Origin of the sequence: Pseudomonas sp. SLFW (assembly GCF_009905615.1) — a bacterium.
Lineage (GTDB): Bacteria > Pseudomonadota > Gammaproteobacteria > Pseudomonadales > Pseudomonadaceae > Aquipseudomonas > Aquipseudomonas bambusae.
The window spans coordinates 356,151-370,351 of the sequence record NZ_JAAAKW010000005.1 but is presented as its reverse complement, the minus strand read 5'-3'; the positions used below and the strand labels follow the sequence as shown (position 1 = coordinate 370,351).

Here is a 14,201-nt window from a genome sequence, read left to right as displayed (position 1 = left end):
CTAGCAAGGGCGTATTGGGCTGGAAAGCCTGGGTTGACTGTGTGCCATCGCCGTATCTGCATGGCTTGCCAACGGTGGCGATATTACAGAGCCAGCGCCGGCAAGCCGGACTGCTGCAGGTGACTCACCCAATCCAATCAGCCCCGGTGAGCGGCCGCAGAGGTCATGAACCGATGGGTCAGAGCAGCTCACTCAAATCCAGTTTCTCCTGTGGCACTGGCATCGAGAAGTAATACCCCTGTGCCTGCCCTGCCCCCATTTCACGCAGCAATTGCAACGTATCGGCGTCTTCTACACCCTCGGCGACCACCGTCAGCCCCAGCGATTCGGCCATGCGCACGATGGCGCGGACGATGGCGCGGCTGCGGGAGCTGGTGGTCAGTTCGAGGGTGAAGGATTTGTCGATCTTCAGGCCGCTGAAATGGTACTGGTGCACGTAACTGAGCGACGAGAACCCGGCGCCGAAGTCGTCGAGCACCGTAGAGACGCCGTTGTCCGCCAAGTGCTTCATGGCCTGACGCGCCAGTTCCGGTTCGGCCACCAGCGCACCTTCGGTCAATTCCAGACAGATGCGCGACGGCGCCACGCCATGTTGCGCGAGCAGTCCCAGCACTTCGCCAGCGAATTCCGGTCGGCTGATGCTGTAGCTCGAACAGTTGACGTGAACGGTCGGCCAATGGGCATGACTGGGCTGCGCCAACATCGCCACCACCTGTTGCAGCATGTAATAGTCCAGCCGTCCAATCAGGCGCAGGCCTTCCAGCGCGGGCAGGAACAGCCCCGGCGCGATCACTCGGCCATCGGCCTGACGCCAGCGGATGAGCGCTTCCAGTGCCAGAATTTTGCCCGTGGCAACGTCGATGATCGGCTGAAAATACGGCAGCAATTCGTCAGTGCGCTTGAGGGCGTTACGCAACGCACCCTCTTGCTCCATCTGGTCGGACACCTCGCGCCGCACTTCCTGGTTGAACACGGCGTAACTGTCGCGCCCAGCGTTCTTGACCCGGTACATCGCCGTGTCGGCATCTCGCAACAGGTCGGCGGGCTCTTTGTGGAATTGCAGATCAGCGCCGACCACCCCAATGCTGCACGACGAAAACACGGCATGTCCGTCGATGTAGAACGGCACATCGAACGCCAGGAGGATGCGCTCGGCAATGGCGACCGTAACATCAGGGGGCGCTGCATACGCCAGTACCGCGAACTCGTCGCCACCCAGCCGCGCCAGCAGGTCGCTGTCACGCATGCAACTGCGCAAGCGATCAGCCGCCTGAATCAGCAGGAGGTCGCCCGAATGATGCCCAAGGCTGTCGTTGACCATCTTGAAGCGGTCGAGGTCGATGAACATGACGGCCAGGTCCTGACCATGGGCGCAAAACGCCTGCCAGGCGCCCTGCAAGCGCTGTTGCAAGTGGCTGCGATTGGGCAACCCGGTCAGGGAATCGTGGGCGTTTTCGTGCTGTAACTTGGCGTTGGCGTAGTCCAGCTCTCGGGTGCGGTCCTGCACTCGGGCTTCCAGCCGGACGTTGGCCGTATGAATGGCTTCGGCGGCGCTGCGACGGGACAGCGCCGTGTCGATGTGCCGCGAGACGAACGTCAGCAAATCCTGATCACGCAGCGAATAACTGACATGGGGCGAATAACTCTGCACCGCCAGCACACCGCGCACGGTGTCGCCGTCAAACAGCGGAATGCCCAGCCAGGAACAGGATCGATTGATCTCGTTCTGAATCGTGATTTCGCCATTGCCCTCCAGACGTCGCGCCTCGGCACTGTCGATCAGGCAAGGGCGACGCTGGCGAATCACGTACTCAGTGAAACCGCGCTCGCCGCGACGGGGGTCCGGGCGGCGGGTCAGGCGTTCGTCGACGTAGTACGGAAAGGTCACCTCGTCCGTGGCGTCGTCGTACAGCGCAATGTAGAAGTTCAGGGCAAACAGCAGTTCGCCGACAATCCCGTGCAGGCTCTTGAACAGGTCGGTCATGTCCCCCGGCTGGCTGGACAGTTCGGTGATCTGGAACAGCGCGCTCTGCAAATGCTCGGCCCGCTCGCGGTCGGCTACTTCGTTACGCAGGGCGTCGTTGAGCCGCGACAGCTCCAGCGTGCGGCGCACCACGGTTTCTTCCAGGTGCGCGCGGTGCAGGATGCGGTCCAGCGCCATCGCCACGTGACGCGCGACCACCAGAAACAGCTCCTGATCCTCGACGCTGTAAACCCGTGACACGTCGTAAACCTGCATCGCCAGCATGCCGAACACGTCGTCGGAAGCGTTCTTCAGCGGCGCCCCCATCCAGAATTCGGGCCGATGCCCCACGCAATAGAACCGTTCCTGAGACTGGGCGCGTTCGATTCCGGCCGCGTCGACGAACAACGGCTGCTCGGTGGTCAGCACATAACCGGTCATGGACAGCCGTTCCGGATCGAGAAACTCTTGGGTCTCGGCTTCCAGCGCGTCGACATCGGTGATGTCGATGTAATAGGGATAGGTGATCTTGCCGCTGTGCCCTTCGTACAGCGCCAGGTAGAAGTTCTCGGCGTCGATCAGAGTCGACAGTTGCCGGTGCACGCCTTGCAGAAACGCCGGGCGGTCACGGGTCGAACTGGCCAGATAGGTGATTTCGTACAGCACCCGTTGTGTGGCTTGGGCGCGGGTCAGGGCATCGGTCTGTAACCGCAGTCCCAGTTTGCTTGCCAACACCAGTAAAAACGGATTGCTCGACTCGCGTTCGGGGGTCAGCAACCAGCCCAACGGGCTTTCGCCATGCCCGGTCACCCAGCGGTGTAATCCATGATCGCGACAGAAAGCGTCGAAGCCTTCTCGGGGAATGAGTGACGGCCACTCGGTCGCGGCATCGCCCTGCCCCAACAAATGCATGTGCCGGTTGGCACGGTAGGCGGCCCAGCTCAATCCGGGGGTCGCGCTGGTCGCAGCTTTCAGCACTGCTTCGAGAGAGTTTTCGTCGATCATCGATGTCGCATTTTCCGAACCATCATCTGCCTGACACGCTGTTTCCTCGGTCGCCGGCGAGCGCTGAACAGGATTCGTGACGTGGGAATTCATAGGCGCTCCATTGCCAGCGTGGGACTGAGCTATCTTCATGGGGTCTGACTGAGGGATGCAAGCGCCATATTCGTTCCAGCTGCCTATAAACGACGAAAAAAACGCGATTTCACGACATTTCACGTGACAGTTGCCTGAGTCTCAGTTCTATATCGGCAGTCAACCGTTGAAATGAAAGATTTTCCGCGCACGCTGGTCAGATCGACCCACATTAAATGATGGTGTCTCGATCCCGGACCTTCCCTTGTTGTTACCTGTCTCTGATTACTGCGTCTCCAACCTACCTCGTCCTCAGGAGTTGATTGAAAAATGATCAAGACTTACAGCTATGCCGCAAAATCAGCCTCGGAAAAACTGGCCCCGCTGCACATCGAGCGACGTGAGCCGGGGGCTGATGACGTGCAGATCGACATCCTGTTCTGCGGCGTCTGCCACTCCGACCTGCACACGGCCCGCAACGAATGGCACAACACGCTCTACCCGTCGGTGCCGGGCCATGAAATCGTGGGCAAGGTCACGGCGGTGGGCGCCAACGTGAAAAACTTCAAGGTCGGTGACCTCGCCGGCGTCGGCTGCATGGTCGACAGCTGTCAGCATTGCGCGTCCTGCGCGGAAGGTGAAGAGCAATATTGTGAAAGCGGTTTCACCGGCACTTACAACGGCCCGGTGTTCGGCGGTGAAAACACCTTCGGTGGCTACTCCGACAAGATCGTGGTGAAAGAGAAATTCGTCCTGAAAATCTCCCACAGCGACAACCTCGCCGCCGTCGCACCGCTGCTGTGCGCGGGTATCACCACCTACTCGCCGCTGCACCACTGGAAAGTCGGCCCGGGTAAAAAAGTCGGTGTGGTGGGTCTGGGCGGCCTGGGCCACATGGCCGTGAAGATCGCCCATGCCATGGGCGCTCACGTGGTGCTGTTCACCACCTCGCCAAACAAGCGCGAAGACGGCAAGCGACTGGGCGCCGACGAAGTCGTGGTGTCGAAGAACGCCGATGAAATGGCCAAGCAAGCCAATTCCCTGGACTTCATCCTCAACACCGTAGCGGCACCTCACGATCTGGACGCCTTCCTCAACCTGCTCAAGCGCGACGGCACCATGACCCTCGTGGGCGCACCTGACAGCCCGCACCCGTCGCCGTCGGTGTTCAACCTGATCTTCAAACGTCGTAGCCTCGCCGGCTCGCTGATCGGCGGCATTCAGGAGACCCAGGAAATGCTGGATTTCTGTGCCAGGCACGGCATCGTCTCCGACATCGAAATGATCCACATGAAAGACATCAACGAAGCCTACGAGCGCATGATCAAGGGTGACGTGAAGTACCGTTTCGTGATCGACATGGCCACGCTGAAAGAAGAAGCGTCGGCGGCCTGACGCGTTTCGACCACCGGGCTGTCGGGGAAACCTACCCCGTCGGCCCGGGGCTTTCGTAACATTCTGTGTTTCGACCTCCGTAAATTATCCGCAACCAACCCCATTGCCTCAGGTCATTAACTCTGGGGTGATGCTGCTCCCCCCGTGGCAACGCTTTCTCCGCAAGACGTCGATGCCGAACGCAACGAGTACGTCGGGGGATTGGCGAGAAATCTTCAACAGTGCATGCAGTTATTCGAATGAATGCTTGGTTCGCTCATTGTTTATCGTGGGTGACTTGACGCTTTCACTGCCGCAGATGCCCGTTCGCTGCTCACCGTCAGCGCCGGGCCTGACTCAATGCTGACGAGGAACCTGTCCATGACCGATCAGCCTGATCACAAAGAACCTGTGTCCGACCTCACGGCCTTCACCGTGCCGTCGCGACGAAATTTCCTGAAATCCATTGGTGTGTCCGGCCTCGCGGCAGCCACGGCTCCGATGTGGACCCAAGCCCTCGAAGCCCAGGCCGCCGTGGCCGACGACGTCGATCCGCCCGCCAAAGACGAACGGCGTATGACCCTCAAGGTCAACGGCCAGGCCCATACGCTCAACCTCCCGGCCAACGCCGCACTGCTGGATGTGCTGCGTGATCGCCTGCAACTGACCGGCACCAAGAAAGGCTGCGACCACGGCCAGTGCGGTGCGTGCACCGTTCACGTCAACGGCACGGCCATCAATTCGTGCCTGTCGCTGGCGGCCATGCACGAAGGCGACGAGATCACCACCGTCGAAGGTCTGGCGAAGGACGGCAAACTGCACCCGGTGCAGGAAGCGTTCTGGGAACACGACGCCTACCAGTGCGGCTACTGCACCAGCGGCCAGATCATGAGCGCCGTGGCGGTGTTGCAAGACAAAAACATTGGCAGCGACGACCACAGCGTACGCGAAGCCATGAGCGGCAATATCTGCCGATGCGGCGCCTACAAGAACATCCTGGCCGCCATTCAAAGTGCGCGGATCAAATTGCAGGAGGTGACCTGATGAGAGCCCTCGATTATGTGCGCGCCAGCAGCGTTGAGCAGGCCGTGACGACCCACTCGAAAAGCCAGACCGCCTTCTTTCTCGCGGGCGGCACCACCCTGCTGGACCTGGTGAAACTGGACGTGATGCCCGCCGACCAGGTCATCGACGTCAATCACCTGTCCCTCAAGCAGGTCGAAGTGCAGAAAGACGGCAGCGTGCGCGTCGGCGCGTTGGTGACCAACGCCACCCTGGCCCACCACCCTTACATCGTCGAGCACTACCCGGTGCTGTCCCAGGCGTTGCTGTCCGGCGCCACCACGCAGTTGCGCAACAAGGCCACCACCGCAGGCAACGTCATGCAGCGGGTGCGCTGCAATTATTTCCGCGACGGCCATTCGGCCTGCAATAAACGCGAGCCCGGTTCGGGCTGTGCCGCCATCGACGGTCATAACCGCAGCGTGCATGCAGTGTTGGGCACCAGCGATCAATGCATCGCGACCCACCCGTCGGACATGTGCGTGGCGATGGCGGCGATTGGCGCGAAGGTCGAGGTGCAAGGGCCGAAGGGTTCACGCAGCGTCGACTTTCTCGACTTCCATCTGCTGCCCGGCTCGACTCCGTGGAAAGAACACGCCTTGCAGGATGACGAGTTGATCACCCACGTGGTGCTGGACGCGCCGCTGGCCAACAGCAAGTCCGGTTACCTGAAATTGCGTGACCGCGCCTCGTACCAGTTCGCCCTCGCTTCGAGCGCGGTGATTCTGGTGATGGACGGCAACACCGTGCGTGAAGCGCGCATCGCGATGGGCGGCGTCGGCACCAAGCCGTGGCGTGCCCTGGAAGCGGAGCGCGCCTTGAAAGGTGCGACGTTGACCCCGCAAAACATGGAAAAAGCCGCCGCCCTTGCGTTGCAGGGCGCCAAACCATACCGCCACAACGCCTACAAGATTGCCCTCGGGCAGCAGGCGATCGTGCGCAACCTCAGCACGCTGACGGCCTGATCGGGAGGATCGAGACATGACGGATTCAAACATGATCGGCGCGGCGCCCCGGCGCATCGACGGCCGACGCAAGGTCACCGGCACCGCGATGTATGCCTCTGACCATCACCTGAAAAACATGGCCTACGGCTATGGCGTATTCAGTACCATTGCCAGTGGCAAGGTGACCGGGCTAGACCTGGACGCCGCGCGCAAATCCCCCGGCGTGCTGGACATCTTTCACCACGGCAATTTCCCTGAGCTGTACCACAACTCGACATTGCCGATGTCGTTCGCACAGATCCTCAAGGCCGCCAAGTCCGACGAAAGCCGTCTGCCGTTCGAAGACGACACGGTTTACTACGCCGGGCAGTTCGTCGCGCTGGTGGTGGCCGACACCTTCGAACACGCACGAGCGGCGGCCTATAAGGTCAAGGTCAGCTACAGCAAGACCGATGCGGTGGCCAACCTCGAACAGGGCATGAAGGCGGGCAAGCTGCAGGACGGCAGCCCCGGCCACAGTCGTGGCGACGCGGGTGCGGCATTCGACAGCGCCGCCCACAGCATTGATGCGACCTACACCACCCCCGTCGAAACCCACAACCCGATGGAAATGCACGCGACCGTCGCCAGTTGGGAAGACGGTCGGTTGATCGTCTACGAGGCCAGTCAGGGCGTCGTTGCGCATCGCAATTCGCTGGCGAAAATTTTCGGTCTGATCCCGGAAAAGGTCGAAGTCCGGGCGCCGTTCATTGGCTCGGGCTTCGGCAGCAAGCTGTGGATCTGGCCCCACTCCGTCGCCGCCAGTGGCGCGGCGAAAGTGCTCAATCGCCCGGTGCAATTGGTCGTGCCTCGCGAACAGATGTTCACCACCACGGGGCACCGGCCGGAAACCCGTCAACGCTTGCGCCTCGCCACGGATGACAAGGGCAAGCTGGTGTCGGTGCGTCACGAATCGATCAACACCACGTCGTTTACCGACCCGTACAAGGAAAACTGCGGGACCTCGACCAAAAGCCTCTACAGCTGCGCCAACGTGCTGACCAGCCACAAGATCATTGAGGTCAATCGCGGCACGCCGACGTCGATGCGTGCACCGGGGGCCGCGCCGGGTCTGTTCGCGCTGGAGTCGGCGATGGACGAGATGGCCGATAAAGTCGGCATGGACCCGCTGGCCTTCCGCAAGCTGAATGTCTCCGAGCGTGACGAAAGCCAGAACTTGCCGTGGTCGAGCAACCATTTGCAGGCGTGCATTGATCAGGCCGGCGAGCGCTTTGGCTGGAGCAAGCGCGATCCGAAGCCGGGCTCGATGAAAGACGGTCACGAGATCATCGGCTACGGCATGGCGGCTTGTAACTGGGACGCCTACCGCACGCCTGCGGAGGCGCAAGTGTCGTTGCGCGCCGACGGCACGGCCTATGCGATCTGCGGCGTGCAGGACATCGGCACCGGCACCTACACCATCGTCGCCCAAGTGGTGAGCAGCATCACGGGCATCCCGCTGGACAAGATCGAGGTCGAACTGGGCAACTCGTCGTTTCCACCCGCGCCGGTGTCCGGTGGCTCCTGGGCGACGGCCAGCGTGCTCCCCGCGATTGCTGAAGCGACGCGTCAGGCGGTCGAGCAATTGAAGGTGCTCTCCACGGCGCCCAAAGGCGTGTTTGCCGGGGCCAAGGCCGATCAGGTCAGCTTCGAGCAGGGTCAGTTGAAGAGCGGTGACAAGACCTTCGCGATTGCTGACGTGCTCAAGGCACAGAAACAATCCAGCGCCTTTGGCGAGGCCAAGACCGGCATGAATGACACCAGCAAGCATTCGTTTCGGTCATTCGGGGTGCATTTCGTCGAGGTGCGTTGGGACCCGGGCATTTCCCGGCTGCGGGTGGCGCGGGTGGTCAGCGCTATCGACGTCGGCAAGGTGATCAACCACAAGACTGCGCTCAATCAGGTCGAAGGGGCAATTGTGATGGGCGTCGGCATGGCGCTGTTCGAAGGCACGGACTTCGATGAGCGCAACGGCATGCCGGTGAACAACAACTACGCCGAGTACGTGGTGCCGGTGCATGCGGACCAGCCGGAGATCGACGTGATTCTGCTCGACTACCCGGACTATGAACTGAACGAGTTCGGGGCGCGGGGGATTGGCGAGATCGGCATCACGGGCCTGGCCGCTGCGGTGGCGAATGCCGTGGCCCATGCCACCGGCAAGCGGATTCGTGATTTGCCGATCACACTGGACAAGCTGATGGAGTTACCACCGACGCTGAGTGCGTAAAGCAAGGTTGTGCCATCCGCAATAACCTGGGATGCCACTGTTCCTGTGGGAGCGAATTCATTCGCGAAAAATCGTACATTCGGCACACATGCGTCGGATGTATGAATGCCCCGCGAAAGAACTCGCCCCCACAGGGTTCGGCGGTATCACAAAGCGCCTTGGGCCAGCCTGCGAACAGAATCAAAAGCAACGGGTGTCACCCCAATTCCGGCTGTATCCGGTCGCGGCCCGTCATCTTCGCGGCATACACCCCGGAATCCGCCCTCAACAGCAGCGCGTCGGCGCCCTCGCCTTCGCGCCAGCTGGCAATGCCGAAACTCGCGGTGACCCGTCCCACGCCGTCGACTGGCTGCGTGCGCAGGGCGGACCACAGCTCCACCGCCAATCCGTAGGCCTGATCGCTATCGGTGTCGGGGCACAGGACCATGAACTCTTCCCCACCGAGCCGGCAAAAGACGTCACTGCGCCGCAGCCGATGACACAGCCGCTCGCAGATGGCTTGCAGCACATGGTCGCCGACAGCATGGCCCAGTTGATCGTTGATGGCCTTGAAGTGGTCGATGTCCAGCATGACCACGGAGAACAGGCCACCGTACTGCTCGACACGGAACACCTCGGCCTGTAGCCGCTCCTGAAAATAACGCCGGTTGTAGACGCCCGTCAGCGCATCCGTCACGGACATGGTGCGCAGTTCTTCCTCTACTCGTTTGCGCTCGGTGATGTCCAGGCACACGGCCAGGTAGCCGATCCATTGATCGTGCTCGTCGAGGACCGGGCTGACCTGCATGTTGACCTGCAAATGGCTGCCGTCATGGCGCACCAGCGTCCAGTCATTGGCCTGATGGGCGTGCTCTTGCACCGCTTCGATCAGCATGACTTCCACGGTGTCGACCACCCGGTCATAGCGCTGGCTCAATTCATTGACATGCGCCGCCAGCTCGGAAGGCAGGTGCAGCTCACACAAGGTCCGGACGCCGCAGATGTCCGAGCTGTCGTAACCGAGCATTTTTTCGGCGCCGATGTTGAAGGTGGTGATCAGGCCGTTCATGTCCGTGGCAATGATTGCCACCTGGGTGGCCGCGTCCAGCACATTGCGCAACTGACTGTGGGCGGTGCGCAGTTGCTGTTCGCGCTGGCGCAGCCGCGTCGTGCTTTGCTCCACCATCCGCAAGGCGCGCTGACGCTGGCTGATCAACACGTACAGCAACGCACTCAGCATGAAACTGAGCAGCGCGCCGAGGATCACCAGGCTGTCGTTGGACGAAGGGTTGGCACCGATGAAGACGGAGGTCGGTCGCACTTTCAACTGATAGATGCGGCCCGCAAAATTCAGGGTTTTGGTGATGGAGAGGTCGCTGGCCGCTGCGTTGGCGGCTGACTGATACAGCACGTCGGATTCCGGCGCTCCCGTGATGTCTTCGAGCCTGAGGTTCAGGTTGTCTTCGGCACTCAACGGCAAGCCTTCGGTCATCATTTTATGAAGGCTGATGACCGCTACCAAAAATCCCTGCAATGCCCCCAGTGAGGAGCTTTCGGGGTGCGGGCGGGACTGAACGGGGGCCACCAGCAAAATACCCTTGCTGTTTTCCGTTTCGAGACCTACCAGGTTCATGTGCGGTGAAGCGGCCATTTCGCCGGTCCAGATCGCCCGCTCAAGGGTCTCCTGCCGCACACGCTCGGAATTCACGTCAAAACCCAACGGCAATTCGAGGGTGCTTCGGCTTTGAGAGAAACGCACCGGGTAATAAACCGGGCGCCTGTTCGCGACCGCCAAGCTGCTGACCCCATCCAACTCTCGAATGGAATAGTTGCGCACCCCGGCATCCCGAGCGCTCTTCTCGAACGCCTCGCGATCACTGTCCAGGACTTTTGGCGCCCATGAATACGCTTGGGTGAAGGTCAACAGAGGGCGGGCGAAGCCGTTGTACTCCTGTTCGGAAACGTCATCGGAGTACACGAAGAACCGGCGCAGGCTGTCCAGTCGTCGCAGTTGCCCCTCTAAACGGTCCTGAATGCGGCTCACTCGCTCGGCGGCCAGCAAGTCGAAGCGTTGACGCAACTGACGCTGATACACCTCGACGTTGGCCAACGCCAGAAGCGCGGTCAGTACGGCACCGGCAGAGAAAACAAGCGCGGCAACCGCCCACGACGACGTGTCTTCATTGATGAAGCCAAGGATCTTCGCGCTGGACCGGTTAGACGACATAGGCTGAACTCATGGCGCCACGTGCTGCCGTGGCACGTGGCCAGAGTTAACTTATAGCTATTCGCCATTAGTTTGCCTAGTGCTGCGTGTCCGTCAGCATCTCCCGACCCCGGAGGCCCGCCGTTGCAGCGGGTGCCGGAGCCGGCGCGGTATCGATTCAGCGCGCGGTGATCTTCCAGGCGCGGTGGATCTTGCCGTTTCGCGTGAAGTCCGGATCGATGGTCTGCTGAGTGATTTCCTCGACCGCGTACCGTTCGGCGAGGTTTTCTTCCAGCTGGAACTTGCGGAAGTTGTTGGAGAAATACAGCACGCCGCCGCTGGCCAGACGCGCCATCGCCAGGTCGATCAGCTGCACCTGATCGCGCTGCACGTCGAACACCCCTTCCATGCGCTTGGAGTTGGAGAAAGTCGGCGGGTCAATGAAGATCAGGTCGTATTCGTCGCGACTCGCTTCCAGCCAGGCCATCACGTCGCCCTGTTCCAGACGGTTCTTGTCGGAAAAGCCGTTGAGCGACAGGTTGCGGCGCGCCCAGTCCAGGTAGGTTTTTGACAGATCGACGCTGGTGGTACTGCGCGCACCGCCTTTGGCCGCGTGCACGCTGGCGGTCGCGGTGTAGCAGAACAGGTTCAAGAAACGCTTGCCCGCGGCTTCGCGCTGGATGCGCATGCGCATCGGGCGGTGGTCAAGGAACAGGCCGGTGTCCAGGTAGTCGGTCAGGTTGACCAGCAGCTTGACCCCGCCTTCGTTGACCTCGTTGAACTTGCCCTGGGCGCTCTGACGCTCGTACTGCCTGGTCCCGCTCTGACGCTCACGGCGTTTGACGATGACGCGGCTCTTGTCGATGTTCAGCGCCTGGGGAATCGCGGCCAGGGCATCGAACATGCGGATCGAGGCTTTTTCCGGGTCGATGGACTTCGGCGCGGCGTATTCCTGGACGTGCACCCAATCGTGGTACAGGTCGATGGCCATCGCGTATTCCGGCATGTCGGCGTCATACACGCGGTAGCAGTCGATGCCTTCGCGCTTGACCCATTTGCCCATGGCCTTGACGTTCTTTTGCAGGCGGTTGGCGAACATTTGCCCGCCTTCGCTCAGGCGGGGCTGCTCGATCACCGGCGCAGGCGCGGGCGTCGGCTTGATCGGGTTGCCATTTTTGTTGAACTTGCGCTCTTGCGGCTCATCCGGGGTCTGGTCGTAGGCCGCCTGTTCGCGCTCGGCCTGACGCTGCTCGGGGGTTCGACGCTCGCCGGTGACGAACTGATCCGGCAACACCTTGATCAGCAGCAGCTTGCACGGCAAGGCGCCGTTCCAGAACGCGTATTGCTTGTGGCTGCGGATGCCCATGCGCTTGCCCAGGTCCGGCGCACCGGTGAACACAGCCGCTTCCCAGTTCAGACAGGCCTGACGCAGACGCTCGCCCAGATTCTGGTAGAGGTACAGCAGGCTCGCTTCGTCACCCAGACGTTCGCCATACGGTGGGTTGCAGATCACGAGGCCCTTCTGGTTCTGGTCCGGACGCGGCTCAAAGGTCGCGACTTCGCCTTGATAAATTTTGATCCAGTCCGACAGTCCGGCTCGCTCGACGTTGTTGCGACCCGGCTGGATCAGTCGAGGATCGGCTTCGTAGCCGCGAATCCACAGCGGCGGCTTGGCCAGACCGGCCTCGGCGCGGGCCTGGGCTTCGTCATGCAGCTTGCGCCACAACGCCGGGACATGGCCCAGCCACGCGGAAAAACCCCAACGCTCACGCTTGAGGTTCGGTGCAATATCGGCAGCGATCATTGCCGCTTCGACCAGGAAGGTGCCCACGCCGCACATGGGGTCGGCCAGCGCGCCGCCGTCCGCCGCAATACGTGGCCAGCCGGAACGAATGAGAATGGCGGCCGCGAGGTTTTCCTTCAGCGGCGCCGCGCCCTGCTGCAAGCGATAGCCGCGCTGGTGCAGGCTGTGGCCGGACAGGTCCAGCGAAAGAATCGCTTCGCCACGGTCCAGCCGCAGGTGGACGCGCAGGTCAGGGTTGAGTTTGTCGATCGACGGACGCAGCCCATCCGGGGTGCGCAGCCGGTCGACAATGGCGTCCTTGACCTTCAACGCGCCAAAGTGGGTATTGTCGATGCCCGAACCATGCCCACTGAATTCCACGGCCAGGGTGCCGTCCGGTTCCAGATGGTCGGCCCATTCGATGTCATGCACGCCGTGGTACAGGTCTTCGGCATCTTTCATCGGGAAGCGTTTGAGGACCAGCAGCACGCGGTTGGCTAGACGCGACCACAGGCACAGCCGGTAGGCGGTTTCCATGTCGGCGCTGCCCCGAATCGTCGAGGTGTGTTCGCGGGTTTCCTGGAGGCCAAGTGCGGTGGCTTCCTCGGCGAGCAGGCCCTCAAGGCCTTTGGGACAGGTGAGGAAGAGTTCGTATGGGTCCGACATGAGATTTCCAGAGCCTTCGGCTATGTGGCGGGACAACGCATCGTCCGGCCCGATTCAACAGACGTCTTTCGTGGAGACGTCCGGGTGGCACACGGTTGTGCCGCTCCGCCGCGTCGAATGATTTCGAGTACGGCAGTTATGCCCGCCAGAATGTCCAACAGGCATGTTTGTTCTTAAAAAACCGCTATTCAGCCCGACGACGGTAGTAATAAAAAGTCACATCCTTGACCCTTCGTCGTTTTAAATCTGACGTCAAACGGCCATCAGCTGTCCATGAGAATGACTCGCAAATTTCATCAAGACCCTCGGATCAGGGGGCTTGGCAAAAAAAATCCACTCGAAACGATTCAGCGCTTATGGTCTTAATGCCTCAACGGTTACGTTCTTATGACAAAACGGTCATTCACAGCTATCGAACCATTGGTTAGAACTCACCTCAGGCCTTCGTCGCAACGACGAGGGCACCATCGCCCGCGACGCCGGCAGCGGGCATGCAAAGGCAGAAGATTCTGCCCGACCTCGACATGAGGTCTCCAGGGACATAACAGTCAACAAACGAGGGCAACACCCTATGAGAAGACTTAAGCGTGATCCGTTGGAAAGAGCTTTTTCGCGCGGATATCAATACGGCGTAACTGGTAAATCCCGTGAGCTTTGCCCATTTACTCTACCGTCGGTGCGCCAAGCCTGGATCAATGGCTGGCGGGAAGGACGCGGCGACAACTGGGACGGTATGACCGGCACTGCGGGTATACACAGACTCAACGAACTTCACGCGGTCGGCTGACACTCAAATTACCAAAGGTACACTTCGACTCATCAGAATTTCTTCGAAAGAATCGACAATCTGCGTCGTAAACACCTAACCATGCACG

General features: G+C 60.9%; 8 protein-coding genes. 5 read left to right on the top strand and 3 right to left on the bottom strand.

Annotated elements, in window-relative coordinates:
• Positions 1-178: 178 nt before the first annotated feature.
• The gene (locus tag GVN17_RS12180; RefSeq protein ID WP_166595501.1) at positions 179-3,061 is read right to left on the bottom strand and encodes an EAL domain-containing protein; all 2,883 of its coding nucleotides are present in this window, start codon (positions 3,059-3,061) and stop codon (positions 179-181) included.
• A 309-nt stretch (positions 3,062-3,370) separates the two neighbouring features.
• Between GVN17_RS12180 and GVN17_RS12175 the strand changes: the two genes are divergently transcribed.
• From GVN17_RS12175 to GVN17_RS12160, 4 genes are all read left to right on the top strand, one after another.
• Positions 3,371-4,435: an NAD(P)-dependent alcohol dehydrogenase gene (locus GVN17_RS12175; RefSeq protein ID WP_166595500.1), complete on the top strand. Its 1,065-nt coding sequence runs from the start codon at positions 3,371-3,373 to the stop codon at positions 4,433-4,435.
• Positions 4,436-4,795: 360 nt separating this feature from the next.
• Positions 4,796-5,458, top strand: a complete 663-nt coding sequence (locus GVN17_RS12170; RefSeq protein WP_166595499.1) for a (2Fe-2S)-binding protein — start codon at positions 4,796-4,798, stop codon at positions 5,456-5,458.
• A complete protein-coding gene (locus tag GVN17_RS12165) occupies positions 5,458-6,441 on the top strand; it encodes a xanthine dehydrogenase family protein subunit M (protein ID WP_166595498.1) in 984 nt (327 codons plus the stop codon). Before GVN17_RS12170 ends, GVN17_RS12165 begins: the two co-directional genes overlap by 1 nt.
• 16 nt (positions 6,442-6,457) lie before the next feature.
• Positions 6,458-8,692: a xanthine dehydrogenase family protein molybdopterin-binding subunit gene (locus GVN17_RS12160; protein ID WP_166595497.1), complete on the top strand. Its 2,235-nt coding sequence runs from the start codon at positions 6,458-6,460 to the stop codon at positions 8,690-8,692.
• A gap of 196 nt (positions 8,693-8,888) precedes the next feature.
• Here GVN17_RS12160 and GVN17_RS12155 read toward each other — a convergent pair whose 3' ends face one another.
• Entirely contained in the window at positions 8,889-10,898 is a 2,010-nt protein-coding gene (locus GVN17_RS12155) for a diguanylate cyclase (protein ID WP_166595496.1), read from the bottom strand.
• Between the two features lie 157 nt (positions 10,899-11,055).
• Positions 11,056-13,326 carry a bifunctional 23S rRNA (guanine(2069)-N(7))-methyltransferase RlmK/23S rRNA (guanine(2445)-N(2))-methyltransferase RlmL gene (rlmKL, locus tag GVN17_RS12150; RefSeq protein ID WP_166595495.1) on the bottom strand — a complete coding sequence of 757 codons (2,271 nt, stop codon included), beginning with the start codon at positions 13,324-13,326 and terminating at the stop codon, positions 11,056-11,058.
• 571 nt (positions 13,327-13,897) lie between these two features.
• Here rlmKL and rmf point away from each other — a divergent pair.
• Positions 13,898-14,113 (top strand): ribosome modulation factor, encoded by a 216-nt coding sequence (gene rmf, locus GVN17_RS12145; protein WP_010223328.1) that lies wholly within the window; start codon positions 13,898-13,900, stop codon positions 14,111-14,113.
• Positions 14,114-14,201 lie beyond the last annotated feature (88 nt).